At 67.1% G+C, this 20,474-nt stretch carries 25 protein-coding genes; 5 read left to right on the plus strand and 20 right to left on the minus strand.

Going from position 1 to position 20,474, the window contains the following annotated elements:
* Nucleotides 1-234: 234 nt before the first annotated feature.
* Together GU927_RS01650 and GU927_RS01655 are read left to right on the plus strand one after the other, a co-directional pair.
* Nucleotides 235-552 carry a hypothetical protein gene (locus GU927_RS01650; RefSeq protein ID WP_161760531.1) on the plus strand — a complete coding sequence of 106 codons (318 nt, stop codon included), beginning with the start codon at nucleotides 235-237 and terminating at the stop codon, nucleotides 550-552.
* Nucleotides 553-660: 108 nt separating this feature from the next.
* On the plus strand, nucleotides 661-1,773 hold the full coding sequence (locus GU927_RS01655) for a hypothetical protein (protein WP_161760533.1): 1,113 nt from the start codon (nucleotides 661-663) through the stop codon (nucleotides 1,771-1,773).
* A gap of 36 nt (nucleotides 1,774-1,809) precedes the next feature.
* On the opposite strand, the gene ureG is transcribed toward GU927_RS01655, so the two are convergent.
* The 3 genes from ureG to GU927_RS01670 are packed head-to-tail and all read right to left on the minus strand — an operon-like array spanning nucleotide 1,810 to nucleotide 3,625.
* Nucleotides 1,810-2,427: an urease accessory protein UreG gene (ureG, locus tag GU927_RS01660; RefSeq protein ID WP_161760535.1), complete on the minus strand. Its 618-nt coding sequence runs from the start codon at nucleotides 2,425-2,427 to the stop codon at nucleotides 1,810-1,812.
* Nucleotides 2,424-3,059: an urease accessory protein UreF gene (locus GU927_RS01665; protein WP_161760537.1), complete on the minus strand. Its 636-nt coding sequence runs from the start codon at nucleotides 3,057-3,059 to the stop codon at nucleotides 2,424-2,426. Before GU927_RS01665 ends, ureG begins: the two co-directional genes overlap by 4 nt.
* Complete coding sequence (locus tag GU927_RS01670; protein ID WP_161760539.1) at nucleotides 3,056-3,625, minus strand: urease accessory protein UreE; 570 nt, start codon at nucleotides 3,623-3,625, stop codon at nucleotides 3,056-3,058. The genes GU927_RS01665 and GU927_RS01670 overlap by 4 nt, the downstream gene beginning before the upstream one ends.
* A gap of 143 nt (nucleotides 3,626-3,768) precedes the next feature.
* Here GU927_RS01670 and GU927_RS01675 point away from each other — a divergent pair, with 143 nt between their 5' ends.
* Complete coding sequence (locus tag GU927_RS01675; protein WP_232489090.1) at nucleotides 3,769-4,110, plus strand: hypothetical protein; 342 nt, start codon at nucleotides 3,769-3,771, stop codon at nucleotides 4,108-4,110.
* Here the strand turns inward: GU927_RS01675 and ureC are convergent.
* Nucleotides 4,107-5,849: an urease subunit alpha gene (ureC, locus tag GU927_RS01680; RefSeq protein ID WP_161760541.1), complete on the minus strand. Its 1,743-nt coding sequence runs from the start codon at nucleotides 5,847-5,849 to the stop codon at nucleotides 4,107-4,109. The genes GU927_RS01675 and ureC overlap by 4 nt on opposite strands.
* Before the next feature lie 161 nt (nucleotides 5,850-6,010).
* Between ureC and GU927_RS01685 the strand changes: the two genes are divergently transcribed.
* On the plus strand, nucleotides 6,011-6,874 hold the full coding sequence (locus tag GU927_RS01685; RefSeq protein ID WP_232489091.1) for a c-type cytochrome: 864 nt from the start codon (nucleotides 6,011-6,013) through the stop codon (nucleotides 6,872-6,874).
* A 26-nt stretch (nucleotides 6,875-6,900) separates the two neighbouring features.
* Here the strand turns inward: GU927_RS01685 and GU927_RS01690 are convergent, their stop codons facing one another.
* The 8 genes from GU927_RS01690 to GU927_RS01725 all read right to left on the minus strand — a co-directional run bounded on the left by GU927_RS01690 (nucleotide 6,901) and on the right by GU927_RS01725 (nucleotide 11,729).
* Nucleotides 6,901-7,077 (minus strand): hypothetical protein, encoded by a 177-nt coding sequence (locus GU927_RS01690; RefSeq protein WP_161760543.1) that lies wholly within the window; start codon nucleotides 7,075-7,077, stop codon nucleotides 6,901-6,903.
* Nucleotides 7,074-7,484, minus strand: coding sequence for a carboxymuconolactone decarboxylase family protein (locus GU927_RS01695; RefSeq protein WP_161760545.1), 411 nt, complete (start codon nucleotides 7,482-7,484; stop codon nucleotides 7,074-7,076). The genes GU927_RS01690 and GU927_RS01695 overlap by 4 nt, the downstream gene beginning before the upstream one ends.
* Nucleotides 7,484-8,299, minus strand: coding sequence for a cyclase family protein (locus GU927_RS01700; protein WP_161760547.1), 816 nt, complete (start codon nucleotides 8,297-8,299; stop codon nucleotides 7,484-7,486). The genes GU927_RS01695 and GU927_RS01700 overlap by 1 nt, the downstream gene beginning before the upstream one ends.
* Before the next feature lie 93 nt (nucleotides 8,300-8,392).
* Entirely contained in the window at nucleotides 8,393-8,698 is a 306-nt protein-coding gene (locus GU927_RS01705; protein WP_161760549.1) for an urease subunit beta, read from the minus strand.
* Entirely contained in the window at nucleotides 8,695-8,859 is a 165-nt protein-coding gene (locus GU927_RS01710) for a hypothetical protein (RefSeq protein WP_217765500.1), read from the minus strand. The genes GU927_RS01705 and GU927_RS01710 overlap by 4 nt, the downstream gene beginning before the upstream one ends.
* A gap of 11 nt (nucleotides 8,860-8,870) precedes the next feature.
* A complete protein-coding gene (locus tag GU927_RS01715; RefSeq protein WP_161760551.1) occupies nucleotides 8,871-9,173 on the minus strand; it encodes an urease subunit gamma in 303 nt (100 codons plus the stop codon).
* Nucleotides 9,170-10,009: an urease accessory protein UreD gene (locus GU927_RS01720; RefSeq protein WP_161760552.1), complete on the minus strand. Its 840-nt coding sequence runs from the start codon at nucleotides 10,007-10,009 to the stop codon at nucleotides 9,170-9,172. The genes GU927_RS01715 and GU927_RS01720 overlap by 4 nt, the downstream gene beginning before the upstream one ends.
* Before the next feature lie 328 nt (nucleotides 10,010-10,337).
* Nucleotides 10,338-11,729 (minus strand): amidase family protein, encoded by a 1,392-nt coding sequence (locus tag GU927_RS01725; RefSeq protein WP_161760554.1) that lies wholly within the window; start codon nucleotides 11,727-11,729, stop codon nucleotides 10,338-10,340.
* A gap of 245 nt (nucleotides 11,730-11,974) precedes the next feature.
* On the opposite strand from GU927_RS01725, the gene GU927_RS01730 reads away from it, so the two are divergent.
* Nucleotides 11,975-12,301, plus strand: coding sequence for a hypothetical protein (locus tag GU927_RS01730; protein ID WP_161760556.1), 327 nt, complete (start codon nucleotides 11,975-11,977; stop codon nucleotides 12,299-12,301).
* Between the two features lie 21 nt (nucleotides 12,302-12,322).
* Here GU927_RS01730 and GU927_RS01735 read toward each other — a convergent pair whose 3' ends face one another.
* The 8 genes from GU927_RS01735 to GU927_RS01770 all read right to left on the minus strand — a co-directional run bounded on the left by GU927_RS01735 (nucleotide 12,323) and on the right by GU927_RS01770 (nucleotide 20,276).
* A complete protein-coding gene (locus tag GU927_RS01735; protein WP_161760557.1) occupies nucleotides 12,323-13,774 on the minus strand; it encodes a mannitol dehydrogenase family protein in 1,452 nt (483 codons plus the stop codon).
* 8 nt (nucleotides 13,775-13,782) lie between these two features.
* The gene (locus GU927_RS01740) at nucleotides 13,783-14,601 is read right to left on the minus strand and encodes an SDR family NAD(P)-dependent oxidoreductase (RefSeq protein ID WP_232489092.1); all 819 of its coding nucleotides are present in this window, start codon (nucleotides 14,599-14,601) and stop codon (nucleotides 13,783-13,785) included.
* Nucleotides 14,579-15,340 carry an L-iditol 2-dehydrogenase gene (locus GU927_RS01745; RefSeq protein ID WP_161760559.1) on the minus strand — a complete coding sequence of 254 codons (762 nt, stop codon included), beginning with the start codon at nucleotides 15,338-15,340 and terminating at the stop codon, nucleotides 14,579-14,581. The genes GU927_RS01740 and GU927_RS01745 overlap by 23 nt, the downstream gene beginning before the upstream one ends.
* 1 nt (nucleotide 15,341) lies before the next feature.
* Nucleotides 15,342-16,112 carry an L-iditol 2-dehydrogenase gene (locus tag GU927_RS01750; protein ID WP_161760561.1) on the minus strand — a complete coding sequence of 257 codons (771 nt, stop codon included), beginning with the start codon at nucleotides 16,110-16,112 and terminating at the stop codon, nucleotides 15,342-15,344.
* Complete coding sequence (locus tag GU927_RS01755) at nucleotides 16,109-17,107, minus strand: ABC transporter ATP-binding protein (RefSeq protein ID WP_161760563.1); 999 nt, start codon at nucleotides 17,105-17,107, stop codon at nucleotides 16,109-16,111. The genes GU927_RS01750 and GU927_RS01755 overlap by 4 nt, the downstream gene beginning before the upstream one ends.
* Before the next feature lie 7 nt (nucleotides 17,108-17,114).
* Nucleotides 17,115-17,945 (minus strand): carbohydrate ABC transporter permease, encoded by an 831-nt coding sequence (locus GU927_RS01760; RefSeq protein WP_161760565.1) that lies wholly within the window; start codon nucleotides 17,943-17,945, stop codon nucleotides 17,115-17,117.
* Between the two features lie 13 nt (nucleotides 17,946-17,958).
* Nucleotides 17,959-18,831 carry a carbohydrate ABC transporter permease gene (locus GU927_RS01765; RefSeq protein WP_161760567.1) on the minus strand — a complete coding sequence of 291 codons (873 nt, stop codon included), beginning with the start codon at nucleotides 18,829-18,831 and terminating at the stop codon, nucleotides 17,959-17,961.
* A gap of 134 nt (nucleotides 18,832-18,965) precedes the next feature.
* The gene (locus GU927_RS01770) at nucleotides 18,966-20,276 is read right to left on the minus strand and encodes an ABC transporter substrate-binding protein (protein WP_217765501.1); all 1,311 of its coding nucleotides are present in this window, start codon (nucleotides 20,274-20,276) and stop codon (nucleotides 18,966-18,968) included.
* Nucleotides 20,277-20,474 lie beyond the last annotated feature (198 nt).

Below are 20,474 nucleotides of genomic sequence, written 5' to 3' on the forward strand. Positions count from 1 at the left end.
GGCGGGCCACCGCCCGAAACTCGGCCCGAGCGCCCGAAATTTCCGCAGCCACAGGGCACAAGCCGAAACTTTGTGCAACCACAGCGCGCGCGCCCTCCGACTCGGGCCGGTTTCGGGCGGCAAAGCGTCGGGAACGGCCAGCGGGGGCCACATCCACCCGACAATCCCGCTGCCCTCTCTGGTCGTCGGCTCAAGTGGCGCTATGCTGGCCGCCTGTGCAGTCAAAGGTGACCCATGAAAAACGCCGCCCTCCCCCTCCTCGTCGCCGTCCTGCTGGGCGGATGCTATGCCACGGTTCCGGTCAATCCGGACGGCAGCCGCCAATATGGCGCGACGCGGCAGTTCATCCTGCCCACCGGACTGGGCCTGAACGTCACGCGAAAGGGCAACCAGGCCGAGATCCTCTATCCGATGGAATATCCCCTGACCGACGCCGAGGCCGCCGATTACATCGAACGCGGCACGGGATGCAGCCCGACCTACCTCGTCTCCAGCCGGACCACGTATCACAACGGCGGCATCTTCCGCGTCTACGATCTGGCCTGCGGCTGACGACGGCACGAAATGCCGCATCCAAAGGGCAAGACCCACCGCCATGCCCGTGTTGACTTCCCCTTTCGGCAGCGCCCATCTGCTGGGGTCAAGCCGAAAGGGTAACATATGAAGAAGATTAAGCATTTCGCGCAATCCTGCGTTGTCGGCCTGCTTGCCGCCGCCCCCGTGGCGGCACAGGGCGCGGGCGATGTGCAGGGATACTGGGCGGGCGGTTATACCGACGGACAGGGCGGCGAGATCCAGTTCGAACTGACCGTGATCGACGGCGTCGGAGAGCTGAAATACAACGCCTCGAACTGGGGCGCGCTCGGCTTTGCCATCTGCGAATATCTCTTCCCGCTGGAAAACGGCCAGCCGGGCAAGGTGACGCGCAATTCCGGCGCGGGCACCGGCGACTGTCTGGCAGAGCCTGCCTTCACCCTCGACCGTCCCGCGCCCGACACCTTGACGCTGGCTTTCGCCAATCCCGAAGTGGCGCTCGACAGCGTGGAACTGGGCGGCATCCTGCGTCCCTTCGATCCGGCCGCGGCCCATGCGCCGGTCGCAGGTCTGGACATTCTGGGCGTGGCCCCCGGCATGACCTTCGACGCCATCGACGCGGCCCTGACGGAAAAGGGCTATGCCCGGCAGGAAACGCGCGACGGCACGCTGGAATATGACGGGTTCACCATCGCGCAACGGGCATGGGCGCGCGGCGCCGATGCGGACGGCCAGCCCGATGACTGGGTCTTTGCCACCTTCACCGCGGCCAAGGACTGGATGCCCGACGAAACGCCCGTGGCCACCGATGTGGGCCGCGACTGGCAGATCCCCGAAGCCGAAGGCATCGCGGGCGCGACCATGGTCGACACCCTTGCCAAGAAATACGGCCCGCGCTCCAACACCATCAACGAGGACCGCATGTATGACCGCACCGGTCAGGTGATGGCCGACAGCTTCTCCTGCCCCGACGGCATCCACCAGCCGGTCCTGTCCAACTACATGCTCGAAAGCGAAAGCGGGTCCGAGGAAGTGGCCGTCACCTGCGGCCCGATCCTCAAGGCCTATGTCGGCACCGATTCATCGACCGGCCGCGCGACATGGCTGAAACTGCGGATCACCGATCCCGACCCGCTGTGGAACGACTTCTGGCTGACATGGAGCCATGGCGAAGGCGCGCGTCTGAAAACCGTCTATGACGCCGTGACGGGTGCCACGGGTGCCGCGCCCGAACTCTGACGCCACAAGGGGCGGGCCGCGCCGCGGCCTGCCCCGTCACACCAGCACCAGCCCCCCCTCGCGTTCAAGGAAGGCGACCACCTCCGCCACCCCCACCCCGTGCCGCAGCCGCGCCATGACATAGGGCCGCGCCCCCCGCGCGCGTCTGGTGTCTTCCTCCAGCAGGACAGGGTCCACACCCACATAGGGCGCAAGGTCCGTCTTGTTCACCACCAGCAGGTCCGACCGTGTCACCCCCGGCCCGCGCTTCCTGGGGATGTCCTGCCCCGCCGCCGTGTCGATCACATAGATCGTCAGGTCTGCCAGCTCCGGCGAATAGGTCGCGGCCAGATTGTCCCCCCCGCTCTCGATCAGGATCAGGTCCAGATCGGGAAAGGCCCCGCGCAGATCGGCCACGGCGGCAAGGTTGATCGATGCATCCTCGCGGATCGCCGTATGCGGACAGCCGCCCGTCTCCACGCCCCGTATCCGCTCCACCGGCAGGACCTGCGCGCGCATCAGGTATTCGGCATCCTCGCGCGTGTAGATGTCATTGGTGATCACCGCCATCGAACAGCGATGCGCCAGCGCGCGGCACAGTTGTTCGGTCAGGGTCGTCTTGCCCACGCCCACCGGCCCGCCGATGCCCACCCGCAAGGGTCCGTTCCCGCTCATGTCTTGAAGATCCTCACATCCAGCCCCTCGTGCCGCATCGCCGCAAGGTCCGCCCCCAGCGCCGCACTGCCGATATCCTCGACGCCCAGCGACACCGCCTCTTCCGCCAGCCGCGCGATAAGCGGATGCAGCCGCGCCAGCGCCACCTGCCCGTCATTCTGCCCCAAGGGCACGAAACGCACCGCCACCGAAACAAGGTTCGACGCAAAGGCATGCAGGTACAGCGCCACGACCTGCGCCCGCTCCAGCCCCAGCCCCGCCGCCGCCTCGCCCACCGCCACGGGCAGCGGCCGCTCCACCACCGCCCGCCCCGTCAGCGCCGCCACGGTCCGCGCAAAGGCCGCGCCCTGCTCGGCCACCTCGCGCAGCCGCTCGGCCGAAGGTTGCAGCGCCACGCACAGCTCCGCCAGCGCCGCGTGATCCGCCCCCGGCTCCAGCGCCGCCGCAAGCAGGATCGCATCCTGCCGCCCCGCACCAAAGCGCAGCACGTCGGCCAGCCACGCCTCCAGATCGGCCCCCGACCGGATGCCGCCGTCGCTGATCACCTGCTCCATCCCGTGGGAATAGGCAAAGCCCCCCGTCGGAAAGGCAGGCGACAGCCATTGCACCAGCGTCATCAGCGCGGCAGTCATTCCGCCTCGGGCTCCGCATCGTCCTCGTCGCGGACGCGGCTGGCATGGGTCTGCACATGCACCGCCCCATGCCCATGGCCCAGCGTGAAGACATGCGGCACATGGCCGTGCCCATGATCATGCCCCATCGTGCGCCCGTGACCATAGGCCCCGCCTTCGGGGTTGAACGGCTCCATCGCATGGGCGACCCGCGCGCCAAGCTGCAACAGCATCGCCTTGAGCACATGGTCCTCGCGGATCACCAGCCGGTCCCCGCCGATCTGGCAGGGCGTGTGGCGGTTGCCGATATGCCATGCCAGCCGCGGCAGATCGCCCGTCACCACCAGCACCGGCTCCGCCGCCGCCTCGACCGCGACCAGTCGCCCGTCCACCAGTTCCAGCGCATCGCCGTCGCGCAGGCTCACCGTCTCGGGCAGGTCCACCATCACCCCGCGCCCTGCGGCGGTGACCAGACGGCGGCGGCGCAGGAAACGGTCCTCGTATCCCAGAACCACCGCATCGACGGGAACCCGTCCCGCGCGGTCGGCGTTGGCGATGTGGCGATGTGCAGGGGGGTAATCGGGCATGTCCGTTCTTCCTGTCTTCAATTGCCGCAAGGATAGGCCGATTGCGCCGCCAAGGCCACCGCCGCAGCGGCCCGCCTTCCGTCACATCCCCTTAACCCGTCCCTGCCATCCTGCGTTCCGTCCCCGCCAGCACAGGTTCCCCGATGCGACTGAGCCCTGCCGATGAACTTGCCGAAGTCCGCGCCGAAATCGCCCGCCTCCGCCTGCGCGAGGCACAGTTGAAGGACCGCCTCCTGCATGCGCCATTGGCCGCACTGACAGGCCGCTGGCACCGGATCGAGATCACCCAGCAGATCACCCGCCACTTCGACGCGACACTGCTTCCTGCCAGCATCCGCGACGACCCTGCCTATTGGCGCGAACGTCTGCACCACGTCATCCGGACAGTGGCCATTCCGCCGAAATCCGCCCCGCCACGCCCCGGCTGGCCGATCCGGCGCAACCTGCCCCTGCCCGACCCCCTGCAACCCCGCCCCTGGCATTAGAACAGGAAATACCGCTGGGCGAGCGGCAGCTCGCGCGCCGGTTCGCAGGTCAGCAGCACGCCATCCGCCCGCACCTCGTAGGTTTCGGGGTCCACCTCGATCTGCGGGGTGGCATCGTTCAGCCGCATGTCGCGCTTGCCGATGCCGCGGCACCCCTCCACCGCGACCACCTGTTTCGCCAGCCCGTATTGGCCGCGCACATCCGCCTCCATCGCGGCCTGCGACACGAAGGTCACCGCATTGCGCGTGACGCTGCCGCCGAAGGCCCCGAACATGGGCCGCGTATGCACCGGCTGCGGCGTGGGGATCGACGCATTGGGATCGCCCATCTGCGCGACCACGATGCAGCCCCCGATCAGCACCATCTCGGGCTTTGCCCCAAAGAAGGCGGGCGACCACAGCACCAGATCGGCGCGCTTGCCTTCCTCGACACTGCCGATATGCGCCGACAGCCCATGCGCCACCGCCGGATTGATCGTGTATTTCGCGACATAGCGGCGGACGCGCAGGTTGTCGTTCTCGCCCTGCTCTCCCTCCAGCCGCCCGCGCTGCTGCTTCATCTTGTGGGCGGTCTGCCAGGTGCGGGTGATGACCTCGCCCACCCGCCCCATCGCCTGACTGTCGGAGGAAATCACCGAGAACGCCCCGATGTCATGCAGGATATCCTCTGCCGCAATCGTCTCGCGCCGGATGCGGCTTTCGGCAAAGGCCACATCCTCGGGCACCTTGCGGTCAAGGTGGTGGCACACCATCAGCATGTCCAGATGCTCTTCGATGGTGTTCACCGTGTAGGGCATCGTGGGGTTGGTCGAAGACGGCAGCACGTTCTGGCTGCTCACCACCTTGATGATGTCGGGCGCATGTCCGCCCCCCGCCCCTTCGGTATGGAAGGCATGGATCGTCCGGCCACGGATGGCGGCCAAGGTATTCTCGACAAAGCCGCTCTCGTTCAGCGTGTCGGTATGGATCATCACCTGCACATCCATCGCATCGGCCACCGTCAGGCAGCAGTCGATGGCCGCAGGCGTCGTGCCCCAATCCTCGTGCAGCTTCAGACAGGACGCGCCTGCGCGCACCTGCTCTTCGATGGCCGCAGGCAGGGACGCATTCCCCTTCCCCGCAAAGGCAAGGTTCATCGGGAAGGCATCCGCCGCCTGCATCATCCGCGCGATGTGCCAAGGCCCCGGCGTGCAGGTGGTGGCAAGCGTGCCATGCGCAGGCCCCGTCCCGCCGCCCAGCATCGTGGTGATGCCCGAATGCAAAGCGTCATCGATCTGTTGGGGCGCGATGAAATGGATATGCGCATCCATCCCACCGGCGGTCAGGATGCGCCCCTCGCCCGCGATGATCTCTGTCCCCGGCCCGATGATCACGTCCACCCCCGGCTGGGTATCCGGGTTCCCGGCCTTGCCGATCTTGCCAATCCGCCCGTCGCGCAGGCCGACATCCGCCTTGTAGATGCCCGTCCAGTCCACGATCACCGCATTGGTGATGACCGTATCCATCGCGCCCGCCGCCCGCGTGATCTGGCTCTGCCCCATCCCATCGCGGATCACCTTGCCGCCGCCGAACTTCACCTCCTCGCCATAGCGCAGGGCATTGGCCCGACCCGAGGACCGCTCCGCGATCAGGTCGCGCTCCACCTCGATCACCAGATCGGTATCGCCCAGCCGGACGCGGTCGCCCACCGTGGGGCCATACATGTCGGCATAGGCAGCGCGGGAAATCACATGGGGCATCGGGATACCTTTCGGGGACGGCTCGGACGTAAGGGAATTCCTGACCTGACGGCAGATTGACGCAACGGCAGGAGCGGACGCATACTTTCGGCCATGGTCGCCATGCCATCGCATGGGATCGCGCTGCCAGAAACAGAACCATAAAAACAGGGAACACAACCATGACGAGGGACGTCATGCCACGCGGGGGCCTGCCCGCGACCCTCTTTGCCATTCTCCTGTCCACCGCCGCCACGGCGGAACCCAGCATGGAGCGCGGCGAATACCTCGTCCGCGGTCCGGGCGGTTGCGGGAACTGCCACACGCCGCTGGGGCCGCAAGGCCCGCTGATGGACCTCGAACTCACCGGCCGCGTGGTCGAGGATATCGAACCCTTCCGCGCCGTCGCCCCGAACCTGACGCCCGCAGGCCGCATCGCGGGCTGGTCCGATGCCGAACTGGCCCGCGCCATCCGCGAAGGCATCCGCCCCGACGGCACGCTCATCGGCCCGCCGATGCCCTTCACCATGTATCGCGGCCTGTCGGACGACGACCTGGCGTCCATCGTGATGTTCCTGCGCAGCCTGCCCGCAACCGCCAGCGCCGAGGCCCTGCCCCCCTCCGAATACCGCATCCCCCTGCCGCCCGCCTATGGCCCGCCGGTCGAAACCGTCGCCGTCCCCGCGCAGGGCGTCACGGCGGAATACGGCGCCTATCTGGCGGGGCCGGTGGCCCATTGCATGGAATGCCACACGCCCATGGGTCCGCAGGGCCCGATGATCGACACCCATCTGGGTGCCGGAGGGTTCGAATTCCACGGCCCATGGGGCACCTCGGTCGCCTCGAACCTGACCAGCCACGCCGACGGTCTGGCCAATTACAGCGACGCCGAGCTTGCCACCATGATCACCAAAGGCAAACGCCCCGACGGCAGCGCGATGAACCCGCCCATGCCCTATGGCCATTTCAAGGCCTTCACCGCCGACGACCTGCAGGCGGTGATCCTCTACCTGCGCAGCCTGCCCCCGATCCCCGATCAGGGCTGATCCACAAGGACGGAAGCGGCGGGCCATCACCCCCGCCCCTTCCTGCGGCCTGCCGGGCGGCCACCGCTCCCGGCCCCCGGCAGCGCCGCACCCGGCATCGACCACAGCGCCACCTGCCACGCGGCCCCGCCCATCCGCCGCTGCATCTCCAGCGCGCCGAAGGCCAGCGCCAACTGCACCTGCAAAAGATCGATCGGCCTCATCCCGTCCCCTCCTCCGCCAGAAACCGCGCGTCCACCGGCACCTGCAACGCCGTCGCCAGCGCGTTGGTCTGCGCCGCCATCGCGATCACCGCCAGCAACTCGCCATGCTGCGCCGCCGTCATCCCCTTGGCCTTCGCCGCCGCCGTGTGGGAATGGATGCAATAGGAACAGCCGTTGGTGACGGACACGGCGATATAGACCATCTCCTTGACCAGCGGATCGAGCGCCCCCGGCCCCATCACCGCCCCCAACCTCTCCCACGTCGCTCTCAGCAGCGCCGGATCCGCCGCCAGCGCGCGCCAGAAGTTGTTGACGTAATCCGTCCCCCGCGTCTCCCTGATGTCGTCAAAGACGGCGAGGGCCTGCGCCCCCGCCTCCCCGTCCGAAAGGATCGGAACCACCGCCATCACAGCACCGCCATCACGCGCGCAGGCCCGCCCGTGCCCCCCTTGTGCTTGGGCGCGCCGACGAACATCGTCGCCCCCGTCGCAGGCAGCCCGTCCAGCCCCGCAAGGTTCTCGATCCCGAACCGCCCGCCGGGCAGCCAGCTGAAATGCACCGCGAAATCGGCCGAATTGCCGGGATCCAGCGACAGCGTATCCACCCCGATGCAGGCCACATCCATCCCCGCCAGCATATCCGTCGCGGCCTTGGAAAACCCGGGAAAGGCGAACTTGCCCTCGGCATCGTTGCGATAGGACGGATCGCCCACCTTCGCCGCCCAGCCCGAATTCATCGCCACGCAGGCGCCTGCCGGAATGGCCCCGTTGGCCGATACGAAGGCCTCGATATCCGCAGGCTCCACCATCGCGTTCGGGTCATCTGCCGCCTTGGCCTTGATGTCGATGATGCAGAGCGGACAGACCAGACGCTCGGGCGGCAGGTCGGCCACCGACGTGCCGTCCTCGGTGAAATGCAGGGGCGCGTCGATATGGGTGCCGGTATGTTCGTAGATCGTCAGCTTCCACAGCTGATAGCCCGACTCCGCGAATTTCACCGCCGGTTCGTAGATGATCCCCGGATTGCCGTCGAAGGTCGGAAAGGCCCCGTCATAGGCATGGGTCAGGTCCACCACCTTGCCCGCCGCCTGCGCCAGCGCGGGGCGCGCGGTGGTCAGGCCGCTTGCCACCACGGCGGCGGTGGTCACTGCCGCCCCGGTGAACAGCGCGCGGCGCGACAGCATGGACTGCTTCACGGATTCGATCAGACACGCATCACACATCTTCATCGTCCTCTGTTGCTGGTTGACCGGCGGGCCATCGCGCCCTGCCGGACCCCCAGCGTCCACCCGACCGCCCCGCCCGTCAAGCGTGCGTCACAGCCCGCCCATCACCCTGCCGTTGAACCCGTAAACCCGCCGCCCGCCCGCCAGCGGCACCAGCCGCACCTCGCGGCTCTGCCCCGGCTCGAAGCGCACCGCCGTCCCCGCAGGAATGTCCAGCCGCATCCCCCGCGCGGCGTCACGGTCGAACGCCAGCCCCGGATTGGTCTCGGCAAAGTGGTAGTGGCTGCCCACCTGCACCGGCCGGTCGCCCGTATTGGCCACCATCAGCACCGTCACCGCCGCCCCCTCGTTCAGGACCAGATCACCGGCCGCCGCAAAGACCTCGCCCGGGATCATTTCCGCCCCCTGACCCATGACAGGGCAAATCCCCCCGCCACGCCCAGCGCGGCGGCGACGATCCAGCCATATTCGATCCCGTGCGGATGCGGGTGGAACCCGTCATGCGCCAGCGCCGGCAGCGCAAGGAAGGTCAGGGCGGGGACAAGGATACGGACCATCGGAAAACCTCTCAGCGGATGGGATGATGGACGGTCACAAGCTTCGTGCCGTCGGGAAAGGTGGCCTCGACCTGCACGGAATGGATCATCTCGGCGATCCCCTCCATGCACTGCGCGCGGGTCACGACATGCGCCCCCGCCTCCATCAGATCGGCGACCGAGCGGCCGTCGCGCGCCCCCTCGACCACGAAATCGGTGATCAGAGCCACCGCCTCGGGGTGGTTCAGCTTCACCCCCCGCGCCAGCCGCCCGCGCGCCACCATGGCGGCCAGACTGACCAAGAGCTTGTCCTTCTCCCTCGGGGTCAGGTTCATCGCGCATCCTCCTGAAACTGCCAGACGCGCGGCAGGACCGCCCCACGCCGCAAGACCGCAAGCGCCCGCGCCATCTGCCGCCGCAACGGCCAGCCGTCCTGCGCCATCGCCCGCACCACCAGCCGCCCGTCAAAGGCCGAGGCCGCCGCCGCCACCCCGTCCCCGTCCAGCACTCGCCGCAGCGGGACCAGCGCATCGGTCAGACCGGCCCCCACCATCACAAGGCTCGCCACACAGCGCGCCCCGCCCAGCACCGCCTGCCCCGCCAGCAGCGCCTCCGTCTCCAGAACCAGCGGCTCCAGATGCACCAGCCGCCCCGCGCGGCGGATTTCGCGGCGGTCGCGAAAGGCCAGCCGCGCCACTGTCTCGCCCATCGCGGCGCGGCCCAGCACCACCATCTCCAGCGCAAGGCATCCTGCCCCCGCACCCAGATCGACGGTCGTCCGCCGCTCCAGCGCGGCGGCATCGAACAGGATCGTCTCCTGCGGCAACCAGTCGATCCAGCCGCCCGCCCCCACCGCCAGCGCCACATCCACCCGCGCCACGCCCGACGCGGCGCGATAGGCCCGCTCGGCCGTCTGGGTGGTGGCCGTCGCCGTCACGCCATCGCCCAGGGCAACCGCATAGGACAGCCGGTCGCCGCCCGTCAGCCCGCCCGAGGTGTTCAGGAACACCACCTCCGGCACGCCCGCGACGCGCGGCAAGATGGCCTTGGCCGATCCCTGCTGCCGCAGGTCCACCAGCCGCACCCGCCCGTCCTCCAGCCGCAGACGCACCGCCGCCTCGCCGCGGCTGCGCTGCATCGCTGGGGAATGGATCGGGGTCAGGTCGGTCATCGGGCCACGGCGGGATAAGGATCGCCCCATCCAAGCCCCGCCCCGCAGGCAGGTTCAACGATGCCGCGCGGGCCGCCGCCCCGCGCCCCTGCGAGCAGTCCGGCACCGCCCAGATATGGGGCAGCTTGCCCAAAATCCGGTCAGACCGCGAAAGCGCCGCCCCGCCCCTTCATCTCGGCACAAATACTCGACGGGGGTCCGGGGGTGTCAAACCCCCGGCCTCTGCCACCGGCGCAAGGCCCCGCCCCGTTGCGCCACGCCCGCCCTCAGCGCCCGCTGCGTATGTACAGCTGTCTGCACAACCGTCGGCACAGCCGCCGGTACAGCGTCACATCGGGCAGATACCCACCGCCCCCGGCGCGATGACCGCGCCCGCCTCCAGCAGCAGGTCCTCGCGCAACTGGTCGGCCAGAAGCTGCACTCCCACAGGCCGCCCCGCATCAAAGCCCGTCGCCAGCGCCAGCCCGGGCAGCCCCATCAGGGGCGGGGCGATCTGGGGCAACTGCGCCTCGAACACATGGTCGAAATCCGCCGCGCTGCGGACATCCACATTGTTTTCAAAGGGAAAATCACCCGATACGGGACACAGGACCAAAGGCCATTCCGCCAGAAACTGCCGCCACAACCGCGTCAACCGCGCCCTGTCGCGCAGGGCATCCATCAGCCCCTCCGCATCCAGCGGCGGGCTGATACGGCGGAACTGGTCATAGACGAAAAGGGCATCCGCATCCCCCTCGGCCGCCACCGCCGCCTCCGACGCACGGCGCATGTCGGCCATCCACAACCGGACCTGCACCGCCACCGCCTCGCGCCAGGGCGGGGTCGGAACCTCCTCCACAACCCATTGTTCCTGCTGCAATTTCCGCGCCACCACCAGCAACTCCTCGCACAACCGCGCAGGCACCGCCATCCCGTCGGGCGCCAGACACAGCGCCACCTTCCGCGGCCGCGGCGGCCCCTCCAGCGGGACATCCTGATGCCACGGATCGCGCGCATCCCGCGCCGCCATCACCCGCAGCGCCAGCCCCAGATCCGCCACCGACCGCGCCAGCGGCCCCGACACCGCCATCAACTGCCCGCCCACATGCCGGTCCCCCGCCGTGGCATTGAAGGCCGGCACCCGACCGAGCGAGGGGCGCAGCCCATGCACCCCGCAGGCATAGGCCGGATAGCGGATCGACCCCGCGATATCCGTGCCATGCGCCACGGACCCCATCCCCGCCGCCACCGCAGCCCCCGCCCCTCCGGAACTCCCCCCCGGCGTAAGCGCGGGATTCCAAGGGTTTAACGTCTGTCCATGCAGGCTGTTGCGGGTAAACCAGCGCAGCGAGAAGGCCGGAGTATTGGTCCGTCCCACCACCACGGCCCCGCCGCGCCGCAGGTTGGCCACCACGGGGCTATCCTCTCCCGCCAGCAACCCCGCCTGCAACCGCAAGCCATTGGTCGTCACCTCGCCCGCCTGATCCACATTCACCTTGACCGTCACCGGCACACCGGCCATGGGCCCCGGATCGCCGCCATCCGCCAGCACCGCATCCACCGCCGCCGCCTCGTCCAGCGCGGCCGCATCGCGCCGCTGCACCACGGCGTTCAGGCGCGCATTCACCTGATCCATCCGCGCGAGAACGGCCCGTGTCACCTCCACCGCCGACACCTCGCGCCCGCGGACCAGCGCCGCCACCTCGGTCGCCGTCAGTCCGGCCAGTGTCCGCGCATCCATGATGGTCCCCCGCTTTGTGCCCAAAGCCTAGGCAGGCCATGCGCTGCGATCAAGCGTCGCCATGTGCGATGCGTGACGGCACTGGCGTGGCGTTAATTTATGTGGATAACTGGGCGGCGACAGGGGGGAAAGCGGGTCCGTATTCCTCCGGTTTATCGCCCTTGTCCGCGGCGGGTATAAGTTGCGAATGGATTGCACCCACCGTGCCGATTGCGGAGACGCTCCGAGAAATGAATCGAATGAAGATGCGGGAATTTCCGAAGACCGCCATGAACCGCAAGGCGAGCGACGTTTACGAAGCCGCCTCTACCGGACCGGTCAGCCTGTCCGAACATGGAACGTCGCGTTTTGTCATCATGTCGCGACGCTATTTCGACGAGCATTTCGGAATGTCGACCGCACCGGACCAGCCGCCCGTGCCGGAATCGCCCCAGCCGCCCGCCCCTCCGGCTGCGCCGGCAAAACCCGCGATCGAGCAGGTGCGCATCGAGAACATGGACCTCGACGACGAGGAGGCCCAGCCGCTGGTCGAGGAGCTGGAGCGTCTGATGGGCGCGCGCGACTGGGGTTGAGGCCCGCCGCGCGCAACCCGTTCAGCCCGCAATGAAATCTGCCAGCACGGCGCGCGTGCCCCGCGCGCCAAGGTCGGCGAGATAGGCCGCGAAACAGGCCACCACATCAGGGTTCTGGCCCAGATCGCCGTAAATGTCCGTCATACCCAGCCATGCCGCAGGATCGGCCGCGGCGCGGTGGGCGACGGATTGCAGACGGTCCCAGTTTGGATCGTTGGGGGCAATCTGCGCGCCGCTGTCCGAAACGCCCATGCAATAGCGGCACCACAGCGCGGATTCGAGGATCAGCCCCCGCGGCAGCACGCCCCGCGCAAGGTTGTCGGTGATCGAGGGGATGATGAACTTCGGCTGCCGGTTCGACCCGTCAAGGCAGAGCCGCCGTTCGGTATCGGCCACTTCGGGGTTCGAGAACCGCTCGCGGATCAGCGTGTAATAGGCGTCCAGATCGGTGGCGGGCACTGGGGGAACGATGGGGATGATCTCGTCCCGCTCCACCTTGTCCAGAAAGCCGGAAATCAGCGGGTCGGCCATCGCCTCGTGCACATATTCGATATCCAGCAGGCCCCCGGGATAGGCGATGATCGCGTGGCCCCCGTTCAGGATGCGGATCTTCATCGTCTCGTAGGCGTGGACATGGGGGGTGAAGGTCACGCCCACCTTTTCCAGCGCGGGGCGGCCGGCGGGGAAGTTGTCCTCGAGCACCCATTGCCGGAAGGGTTCGCAGGTCACCGGCACCGGATCGCCGCCCAGACCGAAGGCTTCGGCCATGGCCCGTTCGCGCGGGCCGGTGGCGGGGGTGATGCGGTCGACCATGCCGTTCGGAAAGGCGACATGGGCCAGAACCCAGTCGGCCAGCGCCGGATCGGACAAGCGCGCAAGTCCCGCCACGGCGGCCTGCGTGACATGGCCGTTGCCGGGAAGGTTGTCGCAGGACATGACGGTGAAGGGCGCGATGCCCGCCGCGCGGCGCAGGCGCAGGGCGGCAAGGATCGCGCCGAAGGCGGTGGCGGGGTGATCGGGGTTCCGCCCGTCGGCCACGATGTCGGCATGGGTCGGGTCGAACCGCCCCGTGGCCGCATCGACGTAATAGCCGCCCTCCGTCACCGTCAGCGACACGATGCGGATTTCGGGCCGCGCCATTGCGGCGATCAGGGCGGCGTTGTCGGGCTGCACCTCGATGAAATCCACCATGGCCCCCACGCGCCGCGCGGTTTTGCCCTTCGGGTCCAGTTCGATGATGGTGGACAGGCAATCCTGCGCCTTCAACGCCTCGCGCATCCGCGCATCGGGGGCGCGCACGCCCGCGCCGAGGATCGCCCAGTCATGCCCCTCGCCCATGGCGAAGAGGTCGTCCAGATAGACGGCCATATGCGCGCGGTGGAAATTGCCCAGCCCGATATGCACGATGCCGGGGGTCAGGTTCGACCGGTCATAGGCGGGCTGCGCGACGGGTGCGGTGTGTTGAGCGTTCATGGCAAGCCTCAGACGGATTTGAGCATCCCGCCATCCACGTGGAACGTGGCGCCGGTGCAGTAGCTCGCGCGGGGCGAGCAGAGGAAGACGAAGAAATCGGCCAGTTCCTCGACCGTGCCGAAGCGGCGGATCGGGGCGTGTTCGTCGGCCACGGATTGGAGATACCCCTCCCAGTCGCCGCCGGTGGGGGCAGAGAGCTGCTTGGCCGTCTTGACCCAGTCGGGGGTCAGGATCAGGCCGGGGTTCACGGTATTGACGCGGATGTTGTCGCGGATGAATTCCGTCGACATGGTCTTGGACAGCATCAGGAGTGCCGCCTTGGTCACGTTGTAGATCGGTTCATACCACAGGGGCTGCACCGCGCAGATCGAGGCGTTGTTCAGGATCGCCCCGCCGCCGCGCGTGCGCATCATCGGTACCAGCCCGCGCGCAAGTCGCACGGCGGCCATGACATGCAGGTACCAGTAGTCCATCCACTTGTCGTCGGGGGCGTCCATGATCGTCTCGTTCGATCCGGTGCCCGCGTTGTTCACGAGGATGTCGCAGCCGCCGAAGCCTTCGGTCGCTGAAACCAGCGCGGCGCAGCCTTCAGGCGTTGCCACATCCGCCGCGACGGCCAGCGCCCTGACGCCGAAATCGGCACGGATGCGGGCGGCCTCGCCCACGGCCCGCGCGCCGTCGCGGGCGGCGAGGATGACGTCCGCGCCCTCCCGCGCGAAGGCCCGCGCCACGCCAAGGCCGATGCCCACGGACCCGCCCGTGATCACCGCCGTCTTGCCCGTCAGTTGCAGGTCCATCGCGCCCTCATGCCATCCAGTTGCCGCCATCAACGCCGTAACACTGCGCCACGACGTAATCCGCATCGTTTGACGCAAGGAACACCGCCATCCCCGCCACCTCGTCCGGCGTGCCGAAGCGGCCGAAGGGGACGCCCTGCCCCACGATGCGCTTCTTTTCCCCGACCGGCAGCCCCTCGGCCCGCGCGAAAAGCGCGTCCACGTGATCCCACATGTCGCTCTCGATGACGCCCGGCGCGATGGCGTTGACGTTGATTCCATGGGCGATCAGGTTCAGCCCCGCGGATTGCGTGAGCGAGATTACGGCCGCCTTGGTCGCGCAATAGACCGCGCCCAGCGGTTCGCCGCGGCGGCCCGCCTGCGAGGCCATGTTGATGATCTTGCCGCCCTGCCGCCGCGCGATCATGTGCCGCGCGACGGCCTGCATCGTGAACAGCGTTCCCGCCACGTTCACCGCAAAGAGGCGGTCATGGCTGTCGCGGGTGATGTCCGGGACGGCGGCAAGGTCGTAGACGCCCGCATTGTTCACGAGGATGTCGACATGGCCCATGGTTTCAATGGCTTGCGCCACGCCCGCGTCGATGCTGTCCTGCCGCGTCACGTCCATCACGATGCCCTGTGCGCCCATGGTCTTTGCGGCGGCGTGCACGCTGTCACCCAGATCGGCCACCGTCACCACCGCGCCCTCGCGCAGGAAGGCACGCGCGAAGGCCGCGCCGATGCCGCGCGCGCCCCCCGTGATCAATGCCGTCCTGCCCGCAAGCCGCATCTCAGGCCATCCAGTTCCCGCCATCGACGCCGAAGCACTGCGCGACGATGTATTTCGCCTCGGGCGTGGCAAGGAAGATCGCCATGCCGGTCAGGTCCGCCGCCGTGCCCATCCGCCCGAAGGGGACCGCCGCGCCCACCTCGCGCTTTTTCTGGCCCAACGGCTTGTTTTCGTATTTCGCGAAGAAGGCATCCACCCCGTCCCAATGTTCGCCATCCACCACGCCCGGCGCGATGGCGTTCACGTTGATGCCGTGGGCGACCAGGTTCAGCCCCGCCGACTGGGTAAAGCTGATGACGGCGGCCTTGGTGGCGCAATAGACGGCGACAAGGCCTTCGCCGCGGCGTCCCGCCTGTGACGCCATGTTGATGATGGTACCACCCTGCCCCCGCGCGATCATGTGGCGTGCGGCGGCCTGCGTGCAGAACATGGTGCCCGCCACGTTGACCGCAAACAGGCGGTCGTAATCGGCCCGCGTGATTTCCACGATGGGCGCGGCGGAAAACAGGGCCGCGTTGTTGATCAGGATGTCGAGATGGCCGAGTTTGCCCACCGCATCGGCAAAGCCCGCGTCGATGCTGTCCTGCCGCGTGACGTCCATCTGCACGGCCACGGCCTGCGGACCCAGCGACCCCGCCGCCTTTTCAACCGCTTCGGCGTTGATGTCGGCCAGCGCCACACGCGCGCCTTCCGCGATATAGGCGCGGGCGAATTCCAGACCGATGCCCCGCGCGGCCCCCGTGATCAGCGCGGTCTTTCCCTGAAGTCTCATGCCAGTGCCTTTCCGTCTGCGCCGAAGCGATGGATCTTGCCCGCCTGCGGGGCGAGCGTGATGCGGTCGCCGTGATGCAGCCCGACCTCGCCGCTGGCGCGGACATTGACCGTCTCGCCGGTATCGAGCGTCACTTTCAGGAAGGTGTCGGAGCCGAGATGTTCGGTCAGCCCGACCGTCCCCTGCCACGGCCCGCCATCCACGATGTCGATATGTTCCGGCCGGACGCCCACCGTTGCCGCGTTGTGACGTGCCGCCTCGGCCCCTTCCAGGAAGTTCATCTTCGGGCTGCCGATGAAGCCCGCGACAAAGAGGTTGCGGGGGCTGTGGTACAGCTCCAGCGGCGATCCCACCTGTTCCACCCGTCCGGCGTTCAGGACGACGATCTTGTCGGCCATGGTCATGGCTTCGACCTGATCATGGGTCACGTAGATCATGGTGGTCTTGAGAGACTGGTGAAGTTCCGTGATCTCCTGCCGCATCCCCACGCGCAGCGCGGCGTCGAGGTTCGAGAGCGGCTCGTCAAAGAGGAAGGCCGAAGGTTCGCGCACGATGGCGCGCCCGATGGCGACGCGCTGGCGCTGGCCGCCCGACAGCTGACCGGGGCGGCGGTCGAGGTAGGAGTCAAGGTTCAGAACCTTTGCCGCCCGTTCCACCCGCGCGGCCTGTTCGGCGTCCGACATTCCCGCCATCTTCAGCGGGAAGGCTATGTTTTTCCGAACCGTCATATGCGGATAAAGGGCATAGGACTGGAACACCATCGCCAGCCCCCGTTTGGCGGGCGGCAGATGCGTCGCGTCCTTGCCGTCGATGGCGATGGTGCCCGAGGTCGTATCCTCCAGCCCCGCGATCAGGCGCAGGAGCGTGGACTTGCCGCAGCCCGAGGGGCCGACGAAGACGACGAATTCGCCATCCTCGATGGCAAGGTCGATCCCCGGGATGACATCGACGTCACCAAAGGATTTGCGGACCTGTGAAAGCTGGATCTTTCCCATCTCTTCCTCACTTCACCGCGCCGAAGGTCAGGCCGCGGACGAGTTGCTTCTGGCTGAACCAGCCAAGGATCAGGATCGGCAGGATGGCCATGGCGCTGGCTGCCGAAAGTTTCGCGTAGAACAGGCCCTGCGGGGCCGAAAAGCTGGCGATGAAGGCCGACAGGGGGGCTGCCTTGGTCGTGGTCAGGGTGATGGTCCAGAACGCCTCGTTCCACGCAAGGATGATGTTCAGGAGCATGGTCGAGGCGATGCCGGGCAGCGCCATGGGCGTCAGGACATAGACGATCTCGTTCCAAAGCGAGGCGCCGTCCATCCGCGCGGCCTCGAGGATTTCGCCGGGGATTTCCTTGAAATAGGTGTAGAGCATCCAGATGATGATCGGCAGGTTCATCAGCATCAGCGCGAGGATCAGGCCGAGCTTGGTGTCGAACAGCCCGATCCTCTGGAACACCAGATAGAGCGGGATGAGGACCGCCACGGCGGGCATCATCTTGGTGGACAGCATCCACATCAGAAGATCCTTCGTCCGCTTGCCCGGCACAAAGGCCATGGACCATGCGGCAGGGATCGCGATGGCAAGGCCAAGGAGCGTCGAGCCCACGGAAATCACGACGGAATTCCAGAAGAAGCGCGGATAGTCCGAACGGGACCAGACGGTTTCGTAATTCTCCAGCGTCCAGTCGGCCGAGAGGAATTCCGGCGGCATGGCGACAGCCGAGGCTTCGGTCTTGAAGCTGGTCAGGATCATCCACAGGACGGGGAAGAAGATCACCAGCGCGACGGACCATGCGGCCAGCGTGGTAAGGAGTGTGCGGCGGGGCGATGCGGCGCGGGCCATGTTCTGTGTCCCCTCAGTTATCCAGGTGCCGCCCGATGCCGCGCATCAGGAAGTAGGCGACGATATTGGCAAGGATCACCGCGATGATCCCGCCTGCCGCGGCGCGGCCGATATCCTTGGCCACGATGGCCTGTTTGAAGATCATGTAGGGCAGCGTGGTGGAGGCAGAGCCGGGCCCGCCTTGGGTGGTGGTGAAGATCTCGCCGAAGATGCCCAGAAGGAAGATGGTCTGGATCAGGATGACCACCGTGATGGCGCGGGTCAGGTGCGGCAGGATGATGTAGCGGAAGCGGTTGAGGGGCGAGGCCCCGTCCATCTCGGCCGCCTCGAGCTGTTCCGAGGAGAGCGATTGCAGCGCGGTCAGGAAGATCAGCGTGGCAAAGGGCAGCCATTCCCACGAGACGATGCCGATGACCGACATCAGCGGGTAATTCTCGAGGAACAGGATGGGTTGCTGGCCGAAGCCGCGGGCGATGGCGGAAAACAGGCCGTTCTGCGGGTGCATGAACAGGTTTTCCCAGATCGAGGCCGCGACGGGCGGCATGACAAAGAAGGGCGCGATGACGAGGATACGCAGCATCCCCTGCCCCTTCACCGGCTGGTCGATCAGAAGCGCGATCAGGACGCCGAGGATGACGGTGATGACGAGGACACCCCCCACCAGCGCCAGCGTGTTGAACAGCGCAAGCCAGAAATCCGGAGCATTCAGGAACCAGAGGTAATGGGTGAACCCGACCCATCCCGACCGTTCCGGCGTCAGCAGGCGGAAGAAGCGGAACGAGAAATACAGCGTCATGGCCAGCGGTACGATCATCCAGATGAACAGGACAAAGACCGAAGGGGCCACCATCAGGCGCGCGGCGAGACGGGTGGATTGGGTGGACATGGGCTGTCTCCGGAAAAAGGCGCGGGATATCCGGCGGTATGCAGGCAGGGATAACCCCCTGCGGCAGACATAACCAATTGGGAATTCGCAGTAAAACCGGGGCCGGCCCGAAGGCCGACCCCAATCCGGGAGGATTACTGGATGTAGCCTGCGGCCTTCATCTCATCCGTCACGGCGGCCTGAGCCTCGGCCAGCGCTTCGTCAGCGGTCTTCTGGCCTGCAAGGGCGGCCGAGAAGATTTCGCCGACCGTCGTGCCCAACCCCTGGAATTCGGGGATGGCGACGAACTGCACGCCGACATAGGGAACAGGCTTCACGGTCGGGGCGTTCGGATCGGCCGCGTTGATGCTGTCCAGCGTCATCTTGGCAAACGGAACCTTGGCATATTCCGGATTCTCGTAAAGCGAGGTGCGCGTGCCCGGAGGAACGTTGGCCCAGCCCTCTTTCGAGGCGACGAGTTCCAGATATTCCTTGCTGGTTGCCCAGTTCACAAAGGCCTTGGCCGCATCCTGCGCATCCGACGAGGACGGGATCGCCAGCGACCAGGCCCAGAGCCAGTTGCCGCGCTTGCCCAGCCCGTTGTCGGGTGCCAGCGCAAAGCCCACCTTGTCGGCCACGGTGGAATCCTTGCCCGTCACGAAGGATGCCGCAACGGTCGCGTCGATCCACATGCCGCACTTGCCCTGCTGGAACAGGGTCAGGTTTTCGTTGAACCCGTTGTTCGAGGCACCGGCTGGGCCGTAGTTGTTCATCAGGTTCAGGTAGAAGTCCAGCGTCGCCTTCCATTCCGGCTGGTCGAACTGGGGGTTCCAGTTTTCATCGAACCACCGCGCGCCGAAGGAGTTGGACATGGCGGTCAGGAAGGCCATGTTCTCGCCCCAGCCGGCCTTGCCGCGCAGGCAGACGCCGTTGATGTCCTGATCGCGGTTGGTCATCGCGGCGGCGGCTTTTTCGATATCGGCCCAGGTCGGCGCGTCGGGCATGGTGAGCCCTGCCGCTTCCATCAGGTCCTTGCGGTACATGACCATCGAGGATTCGCCGTAGAAGGGCGCGGCATAAAGGTTGCCGTCGACCGTCAGGCCGCCGCGGATGGCGGGAAGCAGGTCGTCCACGTCATATTCGGCGGGCAGGTCGTTGAGCGAGACGAGCCAGCCCTGCTTGCCCCAGATCGGAACCTCGTAGGTGCCGATGGTCAGCACGTCATACTGGCCGCCACCGGTTGCGATATCGGTGGTCACATTCTGGCGCAGGACGTTCTCCTCGAGCGTCACCCACTCGACCTTGATGTCGGGGTGCTTGGCGTAGAAGTCGTCCATCAGGCCCTGCATCCGGATCATGTCGCCGTTGTTCACGGTGGCGACGGTGATCGTCGTCTCGGCCAGTGCCGCCCCCGCGAGGGTAAGCGAGACAGTCGCGCCGAGAAGCGCGCGAAGCGTCATTTTCATTGGTATCCTCCCATAGAAGCGACTGAGCATTTAATCGCATAATGAGCAATTACCCATATTCCTGTGCCCCGCGTCAAGTAGCTTGTTGAGCGGAAATTCAGCAAGCGGGCAAAAACTCTGCCCGGAAAATGGATAAAGCCTGAAGCACAACACCGAAGCGGGCCGTTGGTTCCCGCCGTTGCACGACGCCGCGGCGCG

This window comes from Paragemmobacter amnigenus, from assembly GCF_009908265.2.
Taxonomy (GTDB): domain Bacteria; phylum Pseudomonadota; class Alphaproteobacteria; order Rhodobacterales; family Rhodobacteraceae; genus Paragemmobacter; species Paragemmobacter amnigenus.

Coding starts and splice junctions, on each gene's coding strand:
- GU927_RS01670 (WP_161760539.1), bottom strand. CDS start 3,625: ATGCCCGATTACCCCCCTGCACATCGCCACATCGCCAACGCCGACCGC.
- GU927_RS01735 (WP_161760557.1), bottom strand. CDS start 13,774: ATGAACGCTCAACACACCGCACCCGTCGCGCAGCCCGCCTATGACCGG.
- GU927_RS01720 (WP_161760552.1), bottom strand. CDS start 10,009: ATGACCGACCTGACCCCGATCCATTCCCCAGCGATGCAGCGCAGCCGC.
- GU927_RS01665 (WP_161760537.1), bottom strand. CDS start 3,059: ATGACTGCCGCGCTGATGACGCTGGTGCAATGGCTGTCGCCTGCCTTT.
- GU927_RS01740 (WP_232489092.1), bottom strand. CDS start 14,601: ATGGCGGCAACTGGATGGCATGAGGGCGCGATGGACCTGCAACTGACG.
- GU927_RS01730 (WP_161760556.1), top strand. CDS start 11,975: ATGCGGGAATTTCCGAAGACCGCCATGAACCGCAAGGCGAGCGACGTT.
- GU927_RS01760 (WP_161760565.1), bottom strand. CDS start 17,945: ATGGCCCGCGCCGCATCGCCCCGCCGCACACTCCTTACCACGCTGGCC.
- GU927_RS01655 (WP_161760533.1), top strand. CDS start 661: ATGAAGAAGATTAAGCATTTCGCGCAATCCTGCGTTGTCGGCCTGCTT.
- GU927_RS01685 (WP_232489091.1), top strand. CDS start 6,011: ATGACGAGGGACGTCATGCCACGCGGGGGCCTGCCCGCGACCCTCTTT.
- GU927_RS01770 (WP_217765501.1), bottom strand. CDS start 20,276: ATGAAAATGACGCTTCGCGCGCTTCTCGGCGCGACTGTCTCGCTTACC.
- GU927_RS01675 (WP_232489090.1), top strand. CDS start 3,769: ATGCGACTGAGCCCTGCCGATGAACTTGCCGAAGTCCGCGCCGAAATC.
- ureC (WP_161760541.1), bottom strand. CDS start 5,849: ATGCCCCATGTGATTTCCCGCGCTGCCTATGCCGACATGTATGGCCCC.
- GU927_RS01750 (WP_161760561.1), bottom strand. CDS start 16,112: ATGAGACTTCAGGGAAAGACCGCGCTGATCACGGGGGCCGCGCGGGGC.
- GU927_RS01650 (WP_161760531.1), top strand. CDS start 235: ATGAAAAACGCCGCCCTCCCCCTCCTCGTCGCCGTCCTGCTGGGCGGA.
- GU927_RS01725 (WP_161760554.1), bottom strand. CDS start 11,729: ATGGATGCGCGGACACTGGCCGGACTGACGGCGACCGAGGTGGCGGCG.
- GU927_RS01700 (WP_161760547.1), bottom strand. CDS start 8,299: ATGTGTGATGCGTGTCTGATCGAATCCGTGAAGCAGTCCATGCTGTCG.
- GU927_RS01690 (WP_161760543.1), bottom strand. CDS start 7,077: ATGAGGCCGATCGATCTTTTGCAGGTGCAGTTGGCGCTGGCCTTCGGC.
- GU927_RS01755 (WP_161760563.1), bottom strand. CDS start 17,107: ATGGGAAAGATCCAGCTTTCACAGGTCCGCAAATCCTTTGGTGACGTC.
- GU927_RS01765 (WP_161760567.1), bottom strand. CDS start 18,831: ATGTCCACCCAATCCACCCGTCTCGCCGCGCGCCTGATGGTGGCCCCT.
- ureG (WP_161760535.1), bottom strand. CDS start 2,427: ATGAGCGGGAACGGACCCTTGCGGGTGGGCATCGGCGGGCCGGTGGGC.
- GU927_RS01745 (WP_161760559.1), bottom strand. CDS start 15,340: ATGCGGCTTGCGGGCAGGACGGCATTGATCACGGGGGGCGCGCGCGGC.
- GU927_RS01705 (WP_161760549.1), bottom strand. CDS start 8,698: ATGATCCCGGGCGAGGTCTTTGCGGCGGCCGGTGATCTGGTCCTGAAC.
- GU927_RS01715 (WP_161760551.1), bottom strand. CDS start 9,173: ATGAACCTGACCCCGAGGGAGAAGGACAAGCTCTTGGTCAGTCTGGCC.
- GU927_RS01695 (WP_161760545.1), bottom strand. CDS start 7,484: ATGGCGGTGGTTCCGATCCTTTCGGACGGGGAGGCGGGGGCGCAGGCC.
- GU927_RS01710 (WP_217765500.1), bottom strand. CDS start 8,859: ATGGTCCGTATCCTTGTCCCCGCCCTGACCTTCCTTGCGCTGCCGGCG.